The organism is Gemmobacter caeni (assembly GCF_003054195.1).
GTDB classification, from domain to species: domain Bacteria; phylum Pseudomonadota; class Alphaproteobacteria; order Rhodobacterales; family Rhodobacteraceae; genus Gemmobacter; species Gemmobacter caeni.
This window is the reverse complement of the sequence record NZ_QBKP01000005.1, coordinates 117,017-138,851: the sequence shown is the minus strand read 5'-3', so window position 1 is coordinate 138,851 and position 21,835 is coordinate 117,017. Positions and strand designations below refer to the sequence as shown.

Below are 21,835 nucleotides of genomic sequence, written 5' to 3'. Positions count from 1 at the left end.
TCCTTACTTGATATAACCCGAGCGGGTCATTTCCGTGGTCACCATGGCCTGCGCCTGTGCCAGTGCGTCATCCGCCGAGGTGGTGCCCGCCAGCGCGGCCGAGAACATCTGGCCGACAGCGGTGCCAAGGCCTTGGAATTCCGGGATCGCCACGAACTGCACGCCGACATAAGGCACCTCATCCACGGTCGGATGGGTCGGGTCGGCCGCGTTGATGCTTTCCAGCGTCATCTTGGCAAACGGCACTTTCTGGTATTCGGCATTCTCATACAGCGAGGTGCGGGTGCCGGGCGGCACGTTGGCCCAGCCCTCTTTCTCGGCGACCAGAGCCAGATACTCTTTCGAGGTTGCCCAGGCGACGAAGGTCTTGGCGGCCTCTTCCTTCTGGGTGCCCGCCGGGATGGCGAGGTTCCAGGCCCAGAGCCAGTTGCCGCGCTTGCCCAGGCCCTTGTCAGGGGCCAGCGCAAAGCCGACCTTGTCGGCCACGGTCGAATCCTTCGGATTGGTCACGAAGCTCGCCGCAACGGTCGCGTCGATCCACATGCCGCACTTGCCCTGCTGGAACAGCGCGAGGTTCTCGTTGAATCCGTTGTTCGACGCGCCGGGCGGGCCGTAGTTGTTCATCAGGTCCAGATAGAAGGTCAGCGTGTCCTTCCAGGGCTGCTGGTCGAACTGGGGTTTCCAGTCCATGTCGAACCACTTGGCTCCGAAGGAATTGGACATGGCGGTCAGGAAGGCCATGTTCTCGCCCCAGCCGGCCTTGCCGCGCAGGCAGATGCCATAGACCTCGCCGGCCTTGTCAGTCATCTTTTCGGCGGCTTCCCTGATGAAGTCCCAAGTGGGGGCGTCAGGCATGGTCAGCCCGGCCTTCTCCATCAGGTCGGTGCGATACATCACCATCGAGCTTTCGCCGTAGAACGGTGCCGCGACCAGATTGCCGTCAACGGTCAGGCCACCACGGATGGCAGGCAGCAGATCGTCCACGTCATAATCGGCGGGCAGATCGTTCAGTGGCACCAGCCAGCCCTGCTTGCCCCAGATCGGCGCCTCATAGGTGCCGATGGTCATGACGTCGAACTGGCCGCCCTTGGTGGCGATGTCGGTGGTGACTTTCTGGCGCAGGACGTTTTCTTCCAGCGTTACCCACTCGACCTTGATGTCGGGGTGCTTGGTGTTGAAGTCGTCCATCAGCCCTTGCATGCGGATCATGTCGCCGTTGTTCACGGTGGCGACGGTGATCGTGGTTTCAGCCAGCGCGGCACCCGCGAGCGTAAGCGAAACCGTCGCGCCAAGCATGGCGCGGAGTGTCATGTTCATCAGTGATCCTCCCTGTATGCGAATGAGCAAATCATCGCACTATGGGTAATTGCTCACATGATGGCGCACCCGTCAAGCCCCCGGATTCGCCGCAAATGCGAAGGAAACAAGGCTTACGGGCGGTTCAGAATAGCGGTCGCTGTGGCTTCGTCTGTCACCAGACTATTGATAATGCGGGATTTCATCGCGCCGATGATCGCCAACACCTTGCTTGCGCCCGCAGCGATGCCGACGGCGGGCCGATCCAGCCCCGGTGTCACCCGCACCCCGCCCGTACGACGGTTGGTGCCCAGATCAAGGTAATTGCCCGCCGAATCGAAAACCCAGCCCGCGACCTCGCCGACAGCACCCGCCGCCTGCATCTCGTCCAGTTCCGCCCGGCTGACGAATCCATCGGCCAGCAGCGGCGCGTCGTCGGACATCTGCCCGACGCCTACGACCACGACATCGGCCTTGCGCGCAAGCTCCACCACCCGCTGCACCGGGGCAAGCGCGTGGAAGGCGGCGCGTTCCTCCGGGGTGGGGCTGATCACCGGCACCGGCATCGGGTAATGGGGCGCGCGCACCTTGTCGGCAATCCGCATCACCACGTCGAAGAAGCTGGCCGAGCCATCGGGGGCGATATTGCCGATCAGCGATACGAGGCGATGTTGTTCTGCCTCCATCGGGGTCAGCGCATCCACCATGCCGCGCAGCGCCCGCCCGGTGCCAAGAGCGATGACCAGCGGATCAGGCATGCGCAGGAAGCGTTCCATCTCAGCGGCGGCAGCACTGCCGATGGCGGTGACCGGATCGGCCCCCGCCCCCAGAGAGGGCACCACGCGGCAGCGCATCAAGCCAAACCTGTCCTTCAGCGCGGTTTCCAGATCCAGACAGGCGGCGATGCGGTGGTTCAGCCGCACATGGATCAATCCCTCCGCCATCGCCCGGCTGACCAGCCGCTGCGCCCGCTGGCGGCTGATGCCCAGTTCACCCGCGATCTGGTCCTGCGTCATGCCCCCGACGTAGTAAAGCCAGGCCGCCCGCGCGGCATCGTCCTGTGGTGAGGTCTCGGGTTCGGCGCGGCTCATGGCGTGCTCCGTAGGTCGGGGGCGATCCGGTAGAAATCGCCGAAAGAGGCAAAGCGATGATGCGGGCGCGCATCTTCGGGTTCGGGCGGTGTATCGGGGCCCATATGGCTGCCGCCGGTGAAACGCCAGACCTCCATCCCTGCTGCAAGGGCCGCGCGCACGCCGGTCAGGCTGTCCTCGATCACAAGGCAGTCTTGCGGCGCGGCGCCCATCCGCGCAGCGGCATGCAGGAACAGGTCAGGTGCGGGCTTGCCGCGCGACACCTCGGATGCGGTGAAGATATGCGGCGCCAGCCGGTCCCACAGCCCCACCAGCCGCAAGGACATTTCCACCCGCCGCGGGCTGGAGGAGGTGGCGACACAGGTCGGGACCGACAGGTCATCCAGCATGTCCGCAACACCCGGCATGATCTTCAGCTCGCGGCCGAACGCCTCCAGCAGCGCCTCGCGGTAGCGGGTTTCAAATTCTGGGGGCAGATCCAGCCCGAATTCGCGCCGGATCGTCGCCATGACGGTCGGATAGCTGCGGCCAAGGAAATGCTGCGACACATAGGGCAGGTCGATCTGCACACCCAGGCGCGACAGTTCGGCAACCAGCATACGGGCGCTGATGATCTCGCTGTCGATCAACACGCCGTCACAATCGAGGATCAGAAGCCTGGGAACCCGTCTCGCCATGCCCCGTTCTGGCACAACCGCCTTCGTCGGGCAATCTGGCGCTGTTGCCCCGGAAGGCGGCGGGGCATAGGTTGGCGAATATGGGAATCGACGCCGACATCCTCGCCGACTGGCACGCCTCTGCCGCAGCACTTCAGTGGCTTCACGAACTTGGTGTGACGGAGCCGGTGCTGGATGCGCCGCTGGATCGCTATGATCTGGCCGAACGGGAGGCCCCGCCCGCCCGCGCCGCTGCCCCGGCTCCGGCGCGCGGCCCGGCACAACGGCAGATGCCCGAACCACCACCCGAGCCGGCGAAGATTGATCCGGTCGCCGTGGCGCGGGAAACAGCGCAGCGCGCGCCGACGCTGGAGGCACTGCGCGAGGCGCTGGGCGCCTATCCGCATTGCGACCTGAAGCGCGGCGCCCGGAATACCGTCTTTGCCGATGGCAACCCCGCCGCCCGCGTCATGGTCATCGGTGAGGCGCCGGGCCGCGACGAGGATATGCAGGGCCTGCCCTTTGTCGGCCGTGCCGGGCAGTTGCTGGACCGCATGTTTGCCGCCATCGGCCTTGGCCGCCAAAGCCCCGACGCGGAGCGCGCGCTTTACATCAGCAATGTCATGCCCTGGCGCCCGCCCTCGAACCGCGAACCCACGCCCGAGGAAATGGCGATGATGGTGCCCTTCCTGCGCCGCCATGTCGAACTGGCCGATCCGGGGGTCATTGTCATCATGGGCAACACGCCCGCTCAGGCGGTGCTGCGTCAGCGGGGTATCACCCGTCTGCGCGGCAAATGGGCCGAGGCCTGGGGCAAGCCTGTGCTGCCGATGCTGCACCCCGCCTACCTCTTGCGCAATCCGCATGCGAAGCGGGACACATGGGCCGACCTGCTGACGCTTCAGGATCACCTCAACGCCTGATCAGGGAGTCATTGCCTTGCGCTGCCGCGCGCGTTCCAGCCCCAGCCGACGTTCGCGCCAGATGATCAGAATGCCCGCCGTGATGATCAGACTGGCCCCGCCCAGCATGGGGAGGGTTGGCACTTCGGCGAAGATGAAATAGCCGATCGCCAGCGCGAACAGCATCGAGGCATAATCGAACGGCGCCACCAGCGAGGCATCAGCCTCGCGGTAGCTCGATGTCAGCAGGATCTGCCCGATCCCGCCCAAGAGCCCCGCCATCACCAGAAGCGCCGCCTCTTGCGCCGTGGGCACCACCCAGCCGAAGGGCAGCGTGATGAGCGACAGGAGCGTCGAGGTCAGCGAGAACCAGAACACGATGGCGGGTGTCTTTTCGGTGGCCACCATCTTGCGCACGAAGACCTGCGCCAGTGCGGCAAAGACCGCGCCGGTCAGCACCAGCATCGCGCCCATCGCCTGCGCATGATCGACGCCCTCGCGGCTCAGCGTCAGGCGGGGCCAGAGCACGATCAGCACGCCGCACATGCCCAGGGCTACGGCGGAAATGCGGAAGGCGCGCACCTCCTCGCCCAGAAACATCGCGGCGAAAACCACGGTCAGCAGTGGCGCGGCATAGCCGATGGCGGTCACCTCGGGCAGCGGCAGCCAGGCCAGACCGGCAAAACCGAAACCCATGGCGCAGGTGCCCGCCACGCCGCGCCAGACATGGCCCATCGGGCTTTGCACCCGCAGCCCGGCGGGAAACTCGCGCCGGGTCAGCAGCCAGACCACGATCACCGGAATGGCAAAGAAGGACCGGAAGAACACGGCCTGCCCGGCGGGCACATGCGCGGCGGTGGCCTTGATCAGCCCCGACATGGTGATGAACACCAGAACGGACAGCAGCTTGTAGGTGATCCCGCGCAGCGGTCGCATGGGGCGTTTCCTTCCTTGGCCCATGGGTGGCATCCCCTGTCAGCAGGTGCAAGCCGGAAACGGCTTGCCGCGCCGCCCGCCCTGCGCTTCACTGCCGGGAAAAGGAGACCGCCATGACCCTGCCGCCGCTTTCCGATGTCATCACGCAAGGCCGTGGCCTTGCCCCCGCCGATCTGGTGCTGCGCGGCGGGCGGGTGTTCGATGTGATCACGGGCGAGCTTCTGGAAAGCGACGTCGCCATCTGCGGCGGGCTGATCGTAGGCGTCTTTGACTCTTACGAAGGCCGCGAGGTGGTGGATGTGACGGGCAAGATCCTCGTCCCCGGCTTCATCGACACGCATCTGCACATCGAGAGTTCGCTGGTCACGCCCTACGAGTTCGACCGCTGCGTCGGCCCCCATGGCGTGACGACGGCGATCTGCGACCCGCACGAGATTGCCAATGTCTGCGGGCTGGAAGGCATCGGTTATTTCCTCGACGCCTCGGCCCATACCGTCATGGACATCCGGGTAAACCTGTCCTCCTGCGTGCCCTCGACCCATATGGAGACGGCGGGCGCCCTGCTTGAGGCCGCGGATCTCGTGCCGCTGATGGATCATCCGCGCGTCATCGGGCTGGCCGAATTCATGAATTTCCCCGGTGTGCTGCATCAGGACGCGGGTTGCATGGCGAAGCTTGAGGCGTTTCGCGGTCGCCATATTGACGGCCATGCGCCGCTTCTTTCGGGGCGCGACCTGAATGGCTATATCGCCGCCGGTATCCGAACGGAGCATGAGGCGACAACGGCCACCGAGGCGATGGAAAAGCTGCGCAAGGGGATGCGGGTGCTGATCCGCGAGGGCTCGGTCTCGAAGGATCTGCATGCGCTGGCGCCGATGCTGACGGAACGGACCTCGCCCTATTGCTGCTTCTGCACCGATGACCGCAACCCGCTGGACATCGCCGAACACGGCCATCTGGATTACCTGATCCGCACCGCCATCGCGCTGGGCTGCCCGCCACTGGCCGCTTACCGCGCCGCGAGCCTTTCGGCGGCCGAGGCGTTTGGCCTGAAGGACCGGGGCCTGATCGCGCCGGGCAAGCGGGCCGACATCGTGGTGCTACAGGATTTGGCCACCTGCCGCCCTGAAATGGTGTTCACCGGCGGGGTGCGGGTGGGGGATGCCGCCTTCGCCACCCGCCAGATCGTGCCGCCGGTCGCGCGCCATTCGGTGAAGGCGCCGCCGGTGCGCGCCGAGGATTTCCGCACCGGCGGCAACCGCGCCGAAACTCCGGTCATCGGCATCCTGCCCGGCAAGATCATCACCGAACATCTGACCTATGACATCGCGCCGACCGACGGCGACAAGCGCCCTGACCTCGCGCGCGATCTGGTCAAGATCGCGGTGATCGAACGCCACGGCAAGAACAGCAACCGCGCCACCGGTTTCGTCAAGGGCTTTGGCCTGAAGCGCGGCGCCATCGCCTCGACCGTCTGTCACGACCACCACAATATCGCGGTGGTGGGTGCCGATTATGCCGATATGGCGCTGGCCGCCAACCGGCTGGGCGAGATCGAGGGCGGCTTTGTGGTGACGGAAGGCGGCAAGGTTCTGGCGGAACTCGCGCTGCCCGTCGCCGGTCTGATGAGCCTTCAGCCGTTCGAGGTGGTGCGTGACGAACTGATCACGCTGCGCGCTGCCGCCCGGTCCCTGGGTGTGGAGCTGGAAGAACCCTTCCTGCAACTCGCCTTCCTTGTGCTGCCGGTGATCCCACATCTGAAGATCACCGACCATGGTATGATCGACGTGGACCGTTTCGAGGTGATGCCCTGAGCGGGCATCACCCGCGTCAGCGGTTCAGGCTTTTTGCCAGACGCATCAGGTTAACCGCCTCGACACGATAGCCGAACGGGTCATCGCCCCGCGAGCCGTCGGCAAGTCGGATGGCATCGTCCCAGCTCCAGTCGCCCAGATAGGTCGCGCCGGTCAGAAGCTGGCCGAAGCCTGCAATAGCGGCGGCGAAGCGGGCATCCGCGTCGGGGGCCAAGTCGCTCGAAAGGATAGGGGTTTCGATCAGCTGGCTTTCTGCCGCACCCGGCGCCTTATAGCGCAGCCGCAGGAAGCCCAGTTCCCCCGCGGGTCCGGTGGCCTCGGTCGCCGTGCCATAGCGCAGCGGTTCGTTCAGGCGGGCGGGGCTGTCCGGCGCGGTGATCTCGTATAGCGCAGTCACCTGATGTCCGGCGCCGATTTCGCCCGCATCCACTTTGTCATTGCTGAAATCCTCGCGCCGCAGGGCACGGGTTTCATAGCCGATCAGCCGGTATTCCGCGACCTGCGCGGGGTTCCATTCGACCTGCATCTTCACATCGTCGGCAATCGGGAACAGCGCGCCAGACAGCTGATCCACCAGCACCTTGCGGGCCTCTTGTGCGGTGTCGATATAGGCCGCCATGCCATTGCCGCTTTGTGCCAGCGCCTGCATGGTGGCATCGTCCAGATTGCCACGCCCGAAGCCCAGCACCGACAGATAGCTGCCACCGGCACGTTCCCTGGCGATGAAGGTCTCAAGCTCCTTAGGGTCGGAAATCCCGAGGTTGAAATCGCCATCGGTCGCCAGCAGCACGCGGCTGATTTCACCCTCGCCGCGCATCTGGTCGGCCAGACGATAGGCTTCGGCCAGCCCTTCGGCACCCGCCGTGCCGCCGCCGGGCGCCAGATCATCCAGCACGGCGGAAATCGCGGCGGTTTCGCGGGCGGGCGTGGGCGGCAGAACCACACCGGCCGAACCGGCATAGGCGACGATGGCCACCTCATCCTCGGGGCGCAGTTGCGGCAGCACCAGCCGCAGCGCCTGTTTCAGCAGCGGCAGCTTGTCAGGTTCGTCCATGCTGCCCGAGGTATCCACCAGAAACACCAGATTGAGCGGCGGCCGGTCCGCCAGCGCGGGCAGGCGGCCCTGCAAGCCGATCCGCACCAGGCGGGTGCCCGCATTCCACGGCGTCGGCATGACCGAAACATCGGCGCGGAACGGCGCATCGCCTTCCGGTGCGGGATAGGCATAGGGGAAGTAATTCACCATCTCCTCGATCCGCACCGCCTCGGGCGGGGGCAGGGTGCCCGCTTCCAGATCGCGGCGGATCACGGCGTAAGAGGCCGTATCCACATCGACCGAGAAGGTGGAAACCGGGTCAGTCTCGACCGATTTCACCGGATTCGCATCGGCATTGGCGAAGGCCGAGGTATCGGGTTCGGGCGCGGCCACCATGTCCGTCGGGGCCATTCCGCCGCCAGCCGCGATCATCGCTTCCGGCGCGGCTTCCAACACCATTGGCGCATCAGCGGAGGGCATGCTGGTCGGAGCGGCCTTGCGTGCGGTCAAAGCAGGCGGGGCGGCTTGCGGCGCGGGGGCGGCGAGGGGCGCCATGTCTTCGGCGGCCTCCGGCGTGGCGGGTTGCGGCGCAAGACGCACCAGTGCCGGTTCGGGCGGCTGGTGCAGCGCAGGGGAAAGGGCGATTACCGCCACGGCCAGCGCGGCGACAGAGGTCGTTGCCGCCAGAAGCCCGGCGGGGGAAAGGGATTTCAGCATGTCTTTGACTCCGGTCAGAAAGCCCTTCCTTTCAGGGCTTGCCGGATTGGGACGTGCGGGCGCAGCGGTTTCTTGGCGGCTGTCCTGCAAAAGATCGAAATTTTGCAGCGCGGCATCCAGCGCCGCCATCCGCGCCGCATCACCGGGCGGTGGCGGGGCGGCGCGCAGGGCCGATTTCAGCTTGTCGAAATCATCGGTCATTGCGCCTCGTCCTCTGCTGCGATGCGGCGCAGCCGCTTTTTCACCTCGGACATGCGCCAGGCGACCGTGCCTTCGGAAAGGCCCAGCACCTCGGCCGCCTCGGCCTGGGTCAGTTCCTCGCCCAGAACCAGCGCGACGGTTTCGCGCAGTTCCGGCGACAGCCGGGCCATGGCGCCTTCCAGCCACTGCCGCGCGGCGCGGGATTCCTCCATTTCGGCCTGACGGGCGATTTCCCAATCGCCCCAGCCATCAGCGGCCCGTGCCCGCGTCGCCTGCCGCCGCCGCAGATCGGAGGCGGCATTGACCACGACACGGTAAAGCCATGTGGTGAACCGCGCCTCGCCCCGCCAGTTTGCCAGCTTGGCGGGCAGGGCGGCGCAAATCTCCTGCGCCAGATCCTGCGCATCCGCGGCCGAGCCGGTCAGCCGCCAGCCCAGACCGTAAACCCGGTCGTAATGCCGCGTCACCAGCGCCGCGAAGGCGGCGCGGTCGCCACCTGCGGCGGCCAGAGCAAGGGTTTCATCCGGTGTTTCCATGCGCATGACGCTATTCAGACGCGACGGGCTGCGCAATCCTTGGCCTGCGGCCTGAAAATTTCGCGCCAATGCAAAAGGCCCGGAGAAATCTCCGGGCCTTGCCGTCCTTGCGGGCGGGGTCAGTTGACGGCGGCATCCACCACCTGCGCCACCCCGGCGGGGCGGGCGATTTCGATGCGGCGGGGTTTCAGCGCCTCGGGCGTTTCGCGCACGAGGTCGATGTGCAGCATGCCGTGTTCATGGGTGGCGCCGGTGACGCGCACATGATCAGCCAGCGCGAAGCGGCGTTCAAACGCGCGGGTGGCGATGCCGCGATGCAGGTAGCTGCGTTCGGCCTCTTCCGGTGCCTTGCGGGCCGACACGAACAGCGCGCCTTCCTTGACCTCGACGCTCAGTTCCTCGGGCGTGAAGCCCGCGACAGCGATCGAGATGCGATAAGCGTTCTCGTCAATCTTTTCGATATTGTAGGGGGGATAGGTCGGCTGGGCCACGTCGGCGCTGAGGGCACGATCCATCAGATCGGCGATCCGGTCAAAACCCACGGTGGCACGGTAAAGCGGTGCGAAATCGAGATTGCGCATGGTCATCCTCTTGGAGCGATGTCTGTCTGGCCCCCCGTTACGGGCGGGCCGGGGTTGAAGCGCGGGCCCGTACTGGCACCCGCTCCAGTGATCTGGGAAGCCGGTCTCGCGGTTTCAAGACCCTTTGCGCGCCTGCATTCCCCGCGCCGGATCATAGCCCCAAAGCGCTGCCGTGCCGAACACCATGAGCGCCAGCAAGACCCATCCCGCAGCCGCCGCATTGGGTTGCAGGTACAGCGCGAAGCGGATCAGCTCGACCGCATGGGTAAAGGGGTTCACGGCGCAAAGCCGGGCCAGAAGGGGGCTTGCCTCTTTCATCTTCCACAGCGGGTAAAGCGCCGAGGACAGGAAGAACATCGGGAAGATGACGAAGTTCATCACCCCCGCGAAGTTTTCAAGCTGGCGGATGAAGGAGGACAGCATCAGACCCAGCGCCCCCAGCATCAGCCCGGCCAGCAGAATGGCAGGAATGGCGGCGATATAGCCCGGCCATGGCATGCGGATGCCGAAAGCCGCCGCGATGGCAAGGAAGGCCGCGCATTGCAGCAGCGAAATCATCGCCCCCGCCGTGACCTTGGCAAGCAGCAGCCACCAGCGCGGCAAGGGTGCGGTCAACAGCAGGCGCATCGACCCCATCTCGCGGTCATAGACGAGGCTCAGCGAGCTTTGCATGCCGTTGAACAGGCAGATCATGCCGCAGAGGCCGGGGGTGATGTAGATTTCGTAAGTGATATAGGTCTGGTAGGGCGGGATGATCGACAGGCCCAGTGCCGCGCGGAACCCGGCGGCAAAGACCAGAAGCCATACCAGCGGTCGCACCAGTGCGGCAACCAGCCGTCCGCGCTGACCCAGAAAGCGCAGCGCCTCGCGGTGCAGGATGGCGCGGAAGGCCAGCCACCAGATCATGCCTCGACCCCCGTCAGACGCAGGAACATCTCGCGCAGCGGCTCGTCCCCGCGCAGGTCGCCGGTGGTGCCGGAGGCGAGCAGGCGACCGCGATGCAGAATGGCAAGCTGGTCGCTGTCGCGCACCTCGTCCGTCAGATGCGTGGCCCAGAGCACGGCCAGCCCCTGATCGGCAAGATCGTGGACATGTGCGGTGATCGCTGCCCGTGCGGCGGCATCAAGGCCGACCGTCGGTTCGTCCAGCAGCAAGACCTCGGGCCGGTGGATCAGGGCGCGCGCCAGTTCCATCCGGCGGCGGTGGCCACCGTTCAGGGCATGGACGGGTTCGGCCGCGCGTTCGGCCATGCCCAGACGCTCCAGCGCCTCGGCGGTGCGGATCTCGGCCTCGCGCCCGCCGATGCCGTGCAGGGCTGCGAAATACAGCAGGTTGCGCCGCACCGTCAGGTCAAGATCCAGCGTTGGTTGCTGGAACACCACGCCCATGCGCGCCAGCGCGGCGCGGGGCGCGCGGGCCAGATCCTGACCCGCCACGGCGATGCGGCCTGTCCGCGTGGTAAACAGCCGTGTGAGCAGGGAAAACAGCGTCGATTTTCCTGCCCCGTTCGGCCCGAGGAGCGCACAGAACCGGCCCTTCGGCACCTCAAGCGTCACCTCGCTCAGCGCCACTTTCGCGCCATAGCTGTAGCTGACCGCATGGATGCCGAGGCCGGGGGTCATTCGATGACGATGTCCAGCTTCTGCGTATCGCCCTTGGTGCCGGGCACGCGCATGACATAGCTGCCGGGCTTCACGGCGATAAAGCCGATTTCCATGGTGCCCGCCTCGTCAAACTCGACGGAATCGAGGCCCAGCGGCCGCACTTCCAGCCCCTCGATGACGATTTCGTCGATCCAGATGGCGCGGAAAAATTCCGGCGCGACAAGGCCAAGCTCCTGGCTGCCATCGGCCTCGATCTCGACCTCGTAGTAATGGCCGGATTTCAGCTTCCAGGGCGCATCGGCCAGCGGCGTACCGGCGGACAACAGGATCGGCGGCAGTTCGCTTTTATTGCCTTTGGACATCAGACCGGCAGCGCCCAGGGCCGTATCATCGTCATCTTCTGCCTCGGCATGAACGACAACAGGCAGGGCGGCCAGCAGCGCGGCAAGGATCAGTGGTTTCATGGAATTTCCTTTCCAGGTTACGGCCGCATCGCCGCGCCCCAGGGGAAGCGGCCGACCTTGATGGATTTGACAGGTGTTTCGCTGGCAACGTCGATCACCGTCACGTCGCCGGACACGCCGTTGGTGGTGAAAAGCTGGCTTTGATCGGGGGACCAGGCCATATGCCAGACCCGCCGTCCGGTGAGGATGTAATTCGTCACCTCGAAGCTGGCGGTGTCTATGACCGCGACATGATTGGCGGGGCCAAGCGCCACGAAGGCACGCTTGCCATCGGGCGAGAACTTGAAGCCGACAGGCTGGATCAGATCGTCATTCACCCCGGAAATGGCGAAATGCACCTTGCCCAGTTCGCGCTGGTCGGCCACCGAAAACACTGTGACGGTGCCGCCGATTTCGGCGCTGACCCAAAGCTGGCTGCCATCGGCGGTAAATTCGGCATGACGCGGGCGGCTGTCGACCAGCGTATTGGCAAACAGCTTGTGCGTCGCCGTGTCGATCCAGTGCGCCATATTGGTGGTTTCAGAGGTGGTAATGGCGATCTTGCCATCGGGGCTGATGGCCATGCCTTCGGGTTCCACCCCCACGTCGATCTGCGCCACCACCTGACGGGTTTCGGTATCGACGACCGTGGTGATCGCATCATCCTCGTTGGCGATGTAGAGATGCCGGTCATCGGGGGCGAGCACGAATTGTTCGGGGTCTTCGCCCGACGGCAGGTCATGCAGGATCTCGCCGGTGTCGGGGTCCATCACCTGCACGGTGTCACTATCCGAAGCGCAGATGTACAGCCGCTTGAAATCCTTGGAGAAGGTCACGCCACGCGGGCGCTCGCCGGTGGGATAGGTCTTGATGACCTCCAGCGTATCGGTGTCGATCACGCTGACCGTGTCATCCTTTTCATTGGTGACCCAGATTTCTCCGGCATGGATCGGGGCAGGGATCAGCGGCGTGGCAGTCAGCAGCAGGGCAGCAGCAAGGCGGCGCATCGGGTTACTCCGTGAAGGCGTGGCACTGGCTCTCCGGTTCGTCGAGGCCAAGCGTGTCGGTTTCGTTGCGCTGGTGCAGGAAGCCCTCGACCGGGGCGAGCGTCACAAGCGCGCGGGCATTGGCCACCGCGATGGGCTGGCGCAACTGGCCGTTCCAAGACCGGAAGCTGAGCCCGCGCCCTTTGAACCCGTCGAGCTGGAACGCATCGGACAGCATGTAACCGCGCAGGGTGGCGGGGTCGGCGCTGCCGGTTCGGGTAACAGCTTCTCCGATTGCGCGTACGGCGGTCCAGGCGGCATAGTCGCGGCTGCGCATGTCGCGGCCCGCCGTCTGTTCAAATCGGTTCTGCAACTGCACGGCGCCCCATTGTTCCATCACATGCGTCCAGCCCTGCGGCTCCAGCCCTTCCGACCCGGCGATGGGCCGGGGCAGCCACGTGTTGTTTTCCACATAACGGCCGAAATCGTCGGTCTCGTCCGCCACCAGCAGCACGTCATGGTCGGGCAGATCCTGCGTGAAGGGCGGCAGTTCAACCGTGGCGGCGCGGCGCAGGTCGGTGTCGAAGCTCCACGCCTTTTCACCCACCAGCGTGAGGCCGAACTTGGCGGCGGACCGGCGCAAATGATCGGCATAGGCCAGATCGGCGGGCTTCGGCCCAGTGATCATCGCCAGCTTTGACCAGCGTTTCGCGGCAAGAACCTGCATCAGCGCATCGGTGCGCGCACCATCCTCGGGGATTGTGTGCAACAGGTTGGCCCGGCAATCGGCGGACCGCAGCGCCTCGTCCCCCGAAGCGACATTGAACAGCAGCTTGCCTGCGGCTTCTGGCATGTCCGCCACGGCCAGAATTTCGGCGGCGGTGCCGTCGACCAGCACCAGCCCGGCCCCGGCCAGCGCGTCGCGCGCGGCGGTGGGCAGATCGCCTTCCGGCGCAATGTCGATCACGTTTAACGTATAGGTCTGGCCAAGGAATTTGCCGGTGGTGGCATTGTCGGCCATTGCGACTTCGGCGCCGGCAATGCCCAGATCTTCCGGCACAGGATCAAGGTTCGACAGCACAGGCGGACGCATTTCTTGCTGGCGCAGATAGACGACCTCGACGGCAAGAGGCTCGGCGTGCAGGCCGCTGGCGGGCATCAGGCAAAAGCCGCTCACGGCAGCCACGGCCACCCGGCACAAGGTCTTTTTCGGCATCGTTCGTCTCCCTGAGAGGGATGTTGGGCGGCGGGACGGCCCGAGGGTATTGGACATTGGTCGCAAGACCCTGCCGCTTTGCACGAAAGTCCAATACCGCGGTGCGGCATTGACGGGTTAGCTCGGCTCAAGTGCTCAGGGAGGATGCGCAATGACGAACATGACCCGCGGCTTCGTTGCCGCTGTGGCCCTCGCGGGGCTTGCGACCATGGCTTTTGCCCACGGCGATGTGGCCCCGCAGCCGGTAAATACCGATGCGCTGCCCGATGTGGGTGAGGAATGGCTGACCGAAAATCCCTATCGTGCAGCGGCGGCAGGGGACGAGGTCTGGGCCAAGGCGGTCGAGATCGGCGACAGCGCCTTCAATCAGAACTGTGCACGCTGCCATGGCCTCGGCGCGGTTTCGGGCGGTCTTGCCCCTGATCTGCGCTTTCTGGAGGCCGAGGAATATGGCGATGAATGGTTCATGGAGCGGTTCCAGCACGGCTATACCCAGGACGGCGTGACCAAGATGCCGGCCTTTGGCGAGGTCCTGGGCCAGAAGGCAGGCTGGGCGATCCGCACCTATATCGAGACGCGGCCCGAGGATGGTGCGCTGGATGGCCATTCCGCACGGCTGACCGCGATCCGCGACGCGCTGATGGCGGGTGGGGCGGATCAACCGGCTCTGAAAGAAGAACTCGGAGCCATTGCCGTCGAGGTCAAGACGGCCTCCGGGGCGCCGGTGGCGGACAGCGCGGCGAGCCGGGCGGCGAAGCTGCTGGACGGCTCTGACCTCGGGGCGAAACATGCGGCCGACGCGCTGACGGTCGGGCTTTCGGCGGCACACTGACATGGATCGGCGTTCCGCACTTGTTGCGGGGCTGGCGGCGGGGCTTTTCAGCCTCGCCGCCGCACCCGTTTTTGGCCGTTGCGAAGGTGTGGCGCCGGGCGCCCGCCCGCAGAACACTTCGCGCCAGTATGTCGGGCAGACGCTGGACGATATCGTTGCACGCGGCACCCTGAACATCGCGGTCTACGAGGATTTTCCGCCCTACAGCTGGGATGACGCGGGTACGCCGCGCGGCGTGGATGTCGAGGTCGGGCGTATTCTGGCCGAGGGGCTGGGCGTGAAGCCGGAATATCGCTTCGTGCAGGCGGGCGAGAATGTGCAGACCGATCTGATGTCCTACATCTGGCGTGGCACCGTGCAGAAGGAGCCCGTATCGAATGTGATGATGCGGGTGCCCTACAACAGCGAGTTCACCTGCCTTGTCGAACAGGTGGTCTTTACCGGCCAGTATGCCAAGGAAGAGGTGGCCATTGCCTACCGGCTTGACGCCTATCCGGATGCGGTGCCTTCCGACAAACCCCGGCATGAAGGCGGGCCGGTGCCCGCCTATTTCCGTTTTGACACCGTGGCGGTGGAGAATGATTCGATCTCTGACTTCTATCTGACCGCCTTTCCGGGGGGGCAGATCGGGCCGAACATCCATCGCTTTCCCGATATGGCCAGGGCGATGAAGGCGCTGGCGGCGGGTGAGGTCATGGCGGCCATGGGCCCTCGCGCGCAACTGCAATATGGCGCGACGGAAGGGATCGCTGTGCATCAGCCGCCGCTGGCGGGCTTTGCCCTGGCAAGCTGGACCGTCGGTATCGCGGTTCATCAAAGCCACCGCGACCTTGCCTATGCGCTGGACGATGCCGTCGCGGCGGCACTGGCCGACGGGCGTATCGCCGCCGCCTATGCTGCCTACGGGCTGACCTTCACTCCGCCCGAGCGGTGATCACAGGTCGAAGGTGGCGAAGACCGGCACATGGTCCGAGGGCTGCTCCCAGCCCCGGCAGGGCCGCAGAATGCGGCTGCCATGCGCGGCGCCCGCAATATCGGGCGTCGCCCAGACGTGGTCCAGCCGGCGGCCCTTGTCAGCGGCATCCCAGTCGGGGGAGCGATAGCTCCACCACGAATAAAGTCGCCCTTCGGGGATATCCTTGCGGGTCACGTCCACCCAGCCACCGGCGTCCTGCGCCGCACCCAGATGCTCTACCTCGATGGGCGTGTGGCTGACGATTTTCAGCAGGGCCTTGTGGTTCCAGACGTCATCCTCGCGCGGGGCGATGTTCAGGTCGCCGACAAGAATGGCTTTCGACGGCTTTTCCGCATGAGCCCAGTCGCGCATCTCGGTCAGGAAATCCAGCTTCTGCCCGAATTTCACATTGGCCTCACGGTCGGGAATATCCCCGCCGGCGGGTACATAGAAATTGTGCACCGTCACGCCGTTTTCCAGCCGCGCGGCAACGTGCCGGGCATGACCCAGCGCGGCGAAATCGCGGTCGCCCGCATCTTCCAGCGGCAGGCGCGACAGGATGGCGACGCCGTTATAGCCCTTCTGCCCGCGCGCAACCATATAGCGGTAGCCAAGCGCCTCGAACGCCTCGCGGGGGAATTTGTCGATCGGGGTCTTGATCTCTTGCAGGCAAAGGACGTCAGGCGCCTCCTCCTGCATAAGCCGCGAGACGATTGCCTCGCGCAGACGGACCGAATTGATGTTCCAGGTGGCAAGTGTAAAGGGCATGGCGGTTTCCTTTCGCCAACCTGTCTAGGCGGCGCGGCGCGTGACGTAAAGCGCCGGAACGGCCCCGCTGGTGTCAGGCACCATGATGGCTGGCCAGGATGTCACTGGATGGTATAGGCGCCGCTGTCGCAGATGTTGCTGCGGTCTTCCAGCACGTCGCCATCGGCGAAGACCATGCGGAAGTCATACTCGCATCCCTTGGCTTCGGCGATGGTGATGTCGCCGCTGGCTCCGGCGGGCAAGGCGCCGGTGGACAGGATATTTTCTTCCCAGGACTCTGTGCCTACGGGCGAGGCGTAAAATTCCGTGAGATCGGCATTGGATTGATTCGACAGCGTGAAGGACAGGCTTTCCGCCGCCGCCGGAAGGGTCGTGCCCGCAAGGGCAAGACAGACAAGGGAAAATCGCATCGACACCGGACCTCCTCGGGCAAAAGCGCCGCAGACACCTGATTATATTTAGGATGCGCGATGCAGGATTCCAACATCACCAGCAAATGCCGCTGCGGAATTGTCGGGCGGAAGAGACGCCGGGCACAAGGCCCGGCCAGGCTTCCAACAGGGAGAATGTGAATCGGGCGAAAAGGCCACCTCGAAGCACATCCATAGATTGTATCACATCTGTTCGGAAAAAAAAGGCCGGGCATTGCCCGGCCTAGTCCAACAGGGAGGATGCCGCGTCATGACCCCGACGCGGCGAGGGGAACCTGTCGCATGATATAATCACGCATTCCGGCAACAATAAGACCATCGTCGCCCATTTTTTTCCAACTGGTCAAGCGACCAGCCGATATCCGCCGGATTCGGTCACCAGCAGACGTGCATTGGAGGGGTCCGGCTCGATCTTCTGGCGCAGACGATAGATGTGGGTTTCAAGTGTGTGGGTGGTAACCCCCGCGTTATAACCCCAGACTTCGTGGAGAAGCACATCCCGAGCCACAACACCTTGTTGCGCGCGGTAAAGGTACTTCAGGATATTGGTTTCCTTCTCGGTCAGGCGAACCTTGCGTTCCTTTTCGTCCACCAGAAGCTTCTGGGCCGGTTTGAACGTATAGGGGCCAAGCTGGAACACCGCATCTTCGGATTGTTCGTGCTGCCGCAACTGTGCCCGGATGCGGGCCAGCAGCACAGGAAATTTGAACGGCTTGGTCACATAGTCATTTGCGCCCGAATCAAGCCCGAGGATCGTATCGGCATCGGTATCGTGTCCGGTAAGCATCATGATCGGGCATTTCACGCCCGCCTTGCGCATCCGGCGGCACAGTTCGCGCCCGTCCGTATCAGGCAGGCCGACGTCGAGGATCACCAGATCATGCCCGCCGCCCTTGGCTTTCTCCAGACCTTCAAGGCCGGTAGAGGCTTCGAAAACATCGAAATCCTCGGTCATCACAAGCTGTTCGCTCAGCGCCTCGCGCAGATCGTCGTCGTCGTCGACCAGAAGAATTTTGCGCAGCGTTGCCATCGTGCGGCCTCCGTGGTTGCTTGCCCAACACATGAGCCCCCTTCACGGTTCCGGCAAGATTTGCGACGAAGGAGTCACGGCCTCGTGTCGCAACGGGGGGAAATGTTTCACTTTCCCACCCGGATCGTTACATAGGGCGCAAGAGGACGCAGCATGACCAGCACCCCCGCCATCGCCGGCCCCGGCATCATCGAACGGCTTGCCCGCGCGCGCGGCGATCTGCGCATGGGCGTTCCCGTAATGCTGACCGAAGGCGAGGCCGCAGCGGTCGCGGTGCCGGTCGAGACGCTTGGCTCCGCGCGGCTGGAGGAGCTGCGCCGTCTGGGCCAGCCGGAACTTGCGTTGACCGTCCGGCGGGCGGAGACGCTGAAGATCAGGGTTTACGACGGCGATCTGGCGCGGCTGGCCTTGCCCGCCGACGCGGGGCTGGACTGGCTGTCGGCCATGGCCGATCCGGCCGATGACCTGCGCCTGCCGATGAAAGGACCGTTTCACGAAATCCGGGGGGGCAGGCCGGGCCTGCACCGCGCGGCCATCGCCCTGGCGAAATCGGCACGTCTGCTGCCTGCGGTCGTGGTGGTGCCGGTGGTGCAGGGTGCTGCCCTGGCGCGTGCCGCCGATCTGACGGTGATCGACATTGCAGAAGCGGCGGTGGAGCTGGACCGCGCCTCGCCGCTGTCCGAGGTCGTTTCGGCCCGCCTGCCGATGGTCGCAAGTGCGGCGGGGCGGGTGCATATCTTTCGTCCCGAGGACGGCGGCGAGGAACATTATGCCATCGAGATCGGGCAGCCGGACCGCAAGGCGCCGGTTTTGGCCCGCCTGCATTCGGCCTGTTTCACCGGCGACGTACTCGGCAGCCTGAAATGCGATTGCGGCCCGCAACTGCGCGCCGCGCTGGCGCAGATGGGGGCCGAGGGCGCAGGGGTGTTGCTTTACCTCAATCAGGAAGGCCGGGGGATCGGTCTTGCCAACAAGATGCGGGCCTATTCCTTGCAGGATCAGGGCTTCGATACGGTCGAAGCCAATCACCGGCTGGGATTCGAGGATGATGAACGTGATTTCCGGTTGGGCGCGGGCATCCTGAAGACCATGGGGTTTTCAGAGGTGCGGCTGCTGACCAACAATCCCCGCAAGATCACCATGATGGAGGGGCAGGGTCTTCATGTGACCGAACGTGTGCCGCTTCGCGTCGGGGAAACACCTGAAAATCGCGGCTATCTGGCGACGAAAGCCGCGAAATCGGGGCATCTGCTTTAGGCGTCAGGCGTAACTGCGAGCGCCGAAGATCGCGCTGCCGACACGCACATGAGTGGCACCGCGGGCAATCGCAGCCTCGAAATCGCTGCTCATCCCCATGGAAAGCTGCGAGAGCCCATTGCGGGTCGCGATTTCGGCCAGGTGCACGAAATGCGGCGTGCTGTCCGTATCTTCGGGCGGAATGCACATGAGGCCCGCGACCGGCAGATCCTTCGCGCGACAATCCGCGATAAAGGCATCGGCGTCATCGGGCAGAATGCCCGCCTTCTGCGGCTCTGCCCCGGTATTCACCTGCACGAAAAGCATGGGGCAGCGCCCCTGCGCCTGTGCCAGCCGGGAAAGCTTGTCCGCCAGTGACGGCCGGTCAAGCGTGTGGATCGCATCGAACAGATCGAACGCCAGCCTGGCCTTGTTGGTCTGCAAGGGGCCGATCATATGGACCGCGGTGCCGGGAAAGCGGCTGCGCAGATCTGGCCACTTCCCGGCAGCTTCCTGAACATAATTCTCGCCGAAAATGCGCTGCCCCTGCTCCAGCGTGGCAATCACCCGTTCCAGCGGCTGCACTTTCGACACGGCGATCAGCGTCACCGTACCCTGCGGGCGCCCTGCCGCTGTTTCTGCCACTGCTATCCGTGACTTGATTTCCGTCAGACCCATCGCCGCCTCCGTCTTTGGCCGCAGATGGCCACAGCAGGGGGGAAAAGAAAAGGCCCCGGCAAGACCGGAGCCCAAAAGGAAAAGGGCGGGGTAAACCCCGCCCTTTCCTAACTGACTGATCGTGGGATCAGAAGTCGAAGCGAACGCCGACGTCAGCCCAGGTCTCGCCAGCGTACCCCGACTGGATCGAGCCCGACAGACGAGCGCCGCCGAGGTCGTAGTCAGCGCCGAGGCCGTAAGCGGTGTCAGCACCGGCGACGTCCAGGTCAGCAACGTAGGCGCGCAGGGTGGTGGCGCCCATGGTGTAGTTGCCGTACAGGGTCACAACGCGGCCACCGGCCGAGTCTTCGTCGATGTAGTTCAGGCCAACGGTGGCAGCGTCATTGATGGTGTACGCAGCACCCAGGAAGAAGCCGTCGTTGTTGGCAATGCCAGCGCCGTCCTGGTAGGCGGCGAGCGACACGGCGAACGGACCCGAAGCGTAGTCGAACGACACCGAGAGCTCTTCGGTAGAGCCCGAAACGGTCTGGTCCGGGTTCACGTACGAGATACGACCGGTGAAGTCACCCATCGAGTACGAAGCGAACACGCCGGTGTAGTTGGCCGGGGTAGCGCCCGAAGCGTAGGCGAAGAACGCGCCTTGCGGGTCGCCGTACGACGAGTCCACGAAGCCCATTTCGGCGTTGTAGATCAGGCCAGCCGAGTCAAACGCGGTGTTGACGTTGCCGACTTCAACGCGGAAGCCTTCGAACGAAGCGTAGAGCATCGCAGCGTTGGCGGTCGCAGCGGTCGCGCCGTTGGTGTGCTGGATGCGGATACGGCCACCGAAGGTTACGCCCGAGTCGGTCTCGGTTTTGCCGTCGATGTTGAAACGCAGACGGGTCGTCACTTGGGTCTCGACAGCGCGGGTGTCGAGGTAGGTCAGACCGAAGCGGCCGTAGCCCGACAGGGTCACGCCGGTTTCAGCCGAAGCCACGGTGGCGGTCGAAGCCAGCAGCGTGGTGGCGAGAAGGATCTTTTTCATCGTTTTCCCTCGTTGACTCAAAGGTGCGGCCCAACTCAGGGGAATCCGAATTGGGTATGGCCTCTATTTCTGCCGTTGGGCCTCGAATTGCAATCGGCTGTGGCGGCCCGTCGGGAAACACGGCGGTGTATGGTGCACCAATGTCACAGTCCTGCCACGGGAAGGGCAAGATGCCCTCGCGCGAACGCGCGAGCCCGCACGGGAAAGCCGAAGGCGGGAAAAGCCTTGTCCGGTCCGGGGCGCTCGGCTAGACAGCCTTTATATCGACGGGAGTAGCGAATGTCCTTGCCCAGCCTTGCGCGTCTTACGCTGTCCGGCAGTCTGGTCCTTGCCCTTGCGGCCTGTGGCGGGATCGGCAGCGGCGGTTCCGGCCTGTTCAGTGGCAAGGCCAGGTCGGTGGATCATTCGCAGACCGAAGCCGTGGTGCCCAAGGCAAAGCAGCGCAGCACCGTGGCAACCCGTGAGATTTCGGACGAGACCCGTCAGCGGAAGATCTGGGATCTGTTCGGCGGCGGTGCCGATCCGAATACCACGGTCGAGGTGAACCGTTATCTGTGGCAGGCCTCGCTGGACGTGCTGAATTTCCTGCCCATCGAATCGGTCGACCCCTTCACCGGCGTCATCGTGACCGGCTATGGCACGCCGCCCGGCGGCGGTCGCGCCTATCGTGCGACGATCTATATCAGTGATCCGGCGCTGGATGCGCGCTCGCTGCGCGTCTCGTTGCAGGGGCGCGGTGGTGCCGCCGTCTCGCCGCAGACCCAGCGCGCGGTCGAGGATGCGATTCTGACCCGCGCACGGGAAATCCGCGTTCGCGACAGCCGTCTGTGACGCCGCAGGGTGGGGGCGCTGCCTCCGCCGCGCCT

At 64.9% G+C, this 21,835-nt stretch carries 23 protein-coding genes; 6 read left to right on the top strand and 17 right to left on the bottom strand.

What is annotated here, in order from left to right; all coding sequences use genetic code 11:
- Positions 1-3 precede the first annotated feature (3 nt).
- The 3 genes from C8N34_RS09725 to C8N34_RS09715 all read right to left on the bottom strand — a co-directional run bounded on the left by C8N34_RS09725 (position 4) and on the right by C8N34_RS09715 (position 3,064).
- Complete coding sequence (locus C8N34_RS09725) at positions 4-1,311, bottom strand: ABC transporter substrate-binding protein (RefSeq protein ID WP_054301450.1); 1,308 nt, start codon at positions 1,309-1,311, stop codon at positions 4-6.
- A gap of 119 nt (positions 1,312-1,430) precedes the next feature.
- Complete coding sequence (locus tag C8N34_RS09720) at positions 1,431-2,387, bottom strand: sugar-binding transcriptional regulator (protein ID WP_108128726.1); 957 nt, start codon at positions 2,385-2,387, stop codon at positions 1,431-1,433.
- The gene (locus C8N34_RS09715) at positions 2,384-3,064 is read right to left on the bottom strand and encodes an HAD family hydrolase (RefSeq protein ID WP_054301404.1); all 681 of its coding nucleotides are present in this window, start codon (positions 3,062-3,064) and stop codon (positions 2,384-2,386) included. Before C8N34_RS09715 ends, C8N34_RS09720 begins: the two co-directional genes overlap by 4 nt.
- Positions 3,065-3,144: 80 nt before the next feature.
- Here C8N34_RS09715 and C8N34_RS09710 point away from each other — a divergent pair, with 80 nt between their 5' ends.
- Positions 3,145-3,966 carry a uracil-DNA glycosylase gene (locus tag C8N34_RS09710; protein ID WP_108128725.1) on the top strand — a complete coding sequence of 274 codons (822 nt, stop codon included), beginning with the start codon at positions 3,145-3,147 and terminating at the stop codon, positions 3,964-3,966.
- Here the strand turns inward: C8N34_RS09710 and C8N34_RS09705 are convergent, their stop codons facing one another.
- A complete protein-coding gene (locus C8N34_RS09705; protein WP_108128724.1) occupies positions 3,967-4,881 on the bottom strand; it encodes a DMT family transporter in 915 nt (304 codons plus the stop codon).
- A 113-nt stretch (positions 4,882-4,994) separates the two neighbouring features.
- On the opposite strand from C8N34_RS09705, the gene ade reads away from it, so the two are divergent.
- A complete protein-coding gene (ade, locus tag C8N34_RS09700; protein ID WP_108128723.1) occupies positions 4,995-6,695 on the top strand; it encodes an adenine deaminase in 1,701 nt (566 codons plus the stop codon).
- Positions 6,696-6,711: 16 nt separating this feature from the next.
- Here the strand turns inward: ade and C8N34_RS09695 are convergent, their stop codons facing one another.
- From C8N34_RS09695 to C8N34_RS09660, 8 genes are all read right to left on the bottom strand, one after another.
- Positions 6,712-8,649 (bottom strand): YfbK domain-containing protein, encoded by a 1,938-nt coding sequence (locus C8N34_RS09695; protein ID WP_108128722.1) that lies wholly within the window; start codon positions 8,647-8,649, stop codon positions 6,712-6,714.
- A complete protein-coding gene (locus tag C8N34_RS09690; RefSeq protein WP_054301449.1) occupies positions 8,646-9,185 on the bottom strand; it encodes an RNA polymerase sigma factor in 540 nt (179 codons plus the stop codon). Before C8N34_RS09690 ends, C8N34_RS09695 begins: the two co-directional genes overlap by 4 nt.
- A 119-nt stretch (positions 9,186-9,304) precedes the next feature.
- Positions 9,305-9,766 carry an Hsp20 family protein gene (locus C8N34_RS09685; protein ID WP_108128721.1) on the bottom strand — a complete coding sequence of 154 codons (462 nt, stop codon included), beginning with the start codon at positions 9,764-9,766 and terminating at the stop codon, positions 9,305-9,307.
- Positions 9,767-9,880: 114 nt separating this feature from the next.
- Positions 9,881-10,672: an ABC transporter permease gene (locus C8N34_RS09680; RefSeq protein ID WP_054301398.1), complete on the bottom strand. Its 792-nt coding sequence runs from the start codon at positions 10,670-10,672 to the stop codon at positions 9,881-9,883.
- Positions 10,669-11,388 carry an ABC transporter ATP-binding protein gene (locus tag C8N34_RS09675; RefSeq protein WP_054301397.1) on the bottom strand — a complete coding sequence of 240 codons (720 nt, stop codon included), beginning with the start codon at positions 11,386-11,388 and terminating at the stop codon, positions 10,669-10,671. Before C8N34_RS09675 ends, C8N34_RS09680 begins: the two co-directional genes overlap by 4 nt.
- Positions 11,385-11,834, bottom strand: coding sequence for a hypothetical protein (locus C8N34_RS09670; RefSeq protein WP_054301396.1), 450 nt, complete (start codon positions 11,832-11,834; stop codon positions 11,385-11,387). Before C8N34_RS09670 ends, C8N34_RS09675 begins: the two co-directional genes overlap by 4 nt.
- A gap of 17 nt (positions 11,835-11,851) precedes the next feature.
- On the bottom strand, positions 11,852-12,820 hold the full coding sequence (locus tag C8N34_RS09665) for a YVTN family beta-propeller repeat protein (protein ID WP_108128720.1): 969 nt from the start codon (positions 12,818-12,820) through the stop codon (positions 11,852-11,854).
- Positions 12,821-12,824: 4 nt separating this feature from the next.
- Positions 12,825-14,015: an ABC transporter substrate-binding protein gene (locus C8N34_RS09660; protein ID WP_108128719.1), complete on the bottom strand. Its 1,191-nt coding sequence runs from the start codon at positions 14,013-14,015 to the stop codon at positions 12,825-12,827.
- 151 nt (positions 14,016-14,166) lie between these two features.
- Between C8N34_RS09660 and pedF the strand changes: the two genes are divergently transcribed.
- Both pedF and C8N34_RS09650 read left to right on the top strand, forming a co-directional pair.
- Complete coding sequence (pedF, locus tag C8N34_RS09655; RefSeq protein ID WP_108128718.1) at positions 14,167-14,847, top strand: cytochrome c-550 PedF; 681 nt, start codon at positions 14,167-14,169, stop codon at positions 14,845-14,847.
- A gap of 1 nt (position 14,848) precedes the next feature.
- A complete protein-coding gene (locus C8N34_RS09650) occupies positions 14,849-15,781 on the top strand; it encodes a transporter substrate-binding domain-containing protein (protein WP_108128717.1) in 933 nt (310 codons plus the stop codon).
- Here C8N34_RS09650 and C8N34_RS09645 read toward each other — a convergent pair whose 3' ends face one another.
- From C8N34_RS09645 to C8N34_RS09635, 3 genes are all read right to left on the bottom strand, one after another.
- The gene (locus C8N34_RS09645) at positions 15,782-16,570 is read right to left on the bottom strand and encodes an exodeoxyribonuclease III (protein ID WP_054301392.1); all 789 of its coding nucleotides are present in this window, start codon (positions 16,568-16,570) and stop codon (positions 15,782-15,784) included.
- 101 nt (positions 16,571-16,671) lie between these two features.
- On the bottom strand, positions 16,672-16,980 hold the full coding sequence (locus C8N34_RS09640; protein WP_108128716.1) for a hypothetical protein: 309 nt from the start codon (positions 16,978-16,980) through the stop codon (positions 16,672-16,674).
- A 364-nt stretch (positions 16,981-17,344) separates the two neighbouring features.
- Positions 17,345-18,031 (bottom strand): response regulator transcription factor, encoded by a 687-nt coding sequence (locus tag C8N34_RS09635; RefSeq protein WP_054301390.1) that lies wholly within the window; start codon positions 18,029-18,031, stop codon positions 17,345-17,347.
- Between the two features lie 153 nt (positions 18,032-18,184).
- Between C8N34_RS09635 and ribA the strand changes: the two genes are divergently transcribed.
- The gene (gene ribA / locus C8N34_RS09630) at positions 18,185-19,288 is read left to right on the top strand and encodes a GTP cyclohydrolase II (protein WP_108128715.1); all 1,104 of its coding nucleotides are present in this window, start codon (positions 18,185-18,187) and stop codon (positions 19,286-19,288) included.
- 3 nt (positions 19,289-19,291) lie between these two features.
- Here the strand turns inward: ribA and C8N34_RS09625 are convergent, their stop codons facing one another.
- Positions 19,292-19,945 (bottom strand): YggS family pyridoxal phosphate-dependent enzyme, encoded by a 654-nt coding sequence (locus tag C8N34_RS09625; protein WP_108128714.1) that lies wholly within the window; start codon positions 19,943-19,945, stop codon positions 19,292-19,294.
- Between the two features lie 127 nt (positions 19,946-20,072).
- Positions 20,073-20,969, bottom strand: coding sequence for a porin (locus C8N34_RS09620; protein ID WP_108128713.1), 897 nt, complete (start codon positions 20,967-20,969; stop codon positions 20,073-20,075).
- 279 nt (positions 20,970-21,248) lie between these two features.
- Between C8N34_RS09620 and C8N34_RS09615 the strand changes: the two genes are divergently transcribed.
- Positions 21,249-21,800, top strand: coding sequence for a DUF3576 domain-containing protein (locus tag C8N34_RS09615; protein WP_054301386.1), 552 nt, complete (start codon positions 21,249-21,251; stop codon positions 21,798-21,800).
- Positions 21,801-21,835 lie beyond the last annotated feature (35 nt).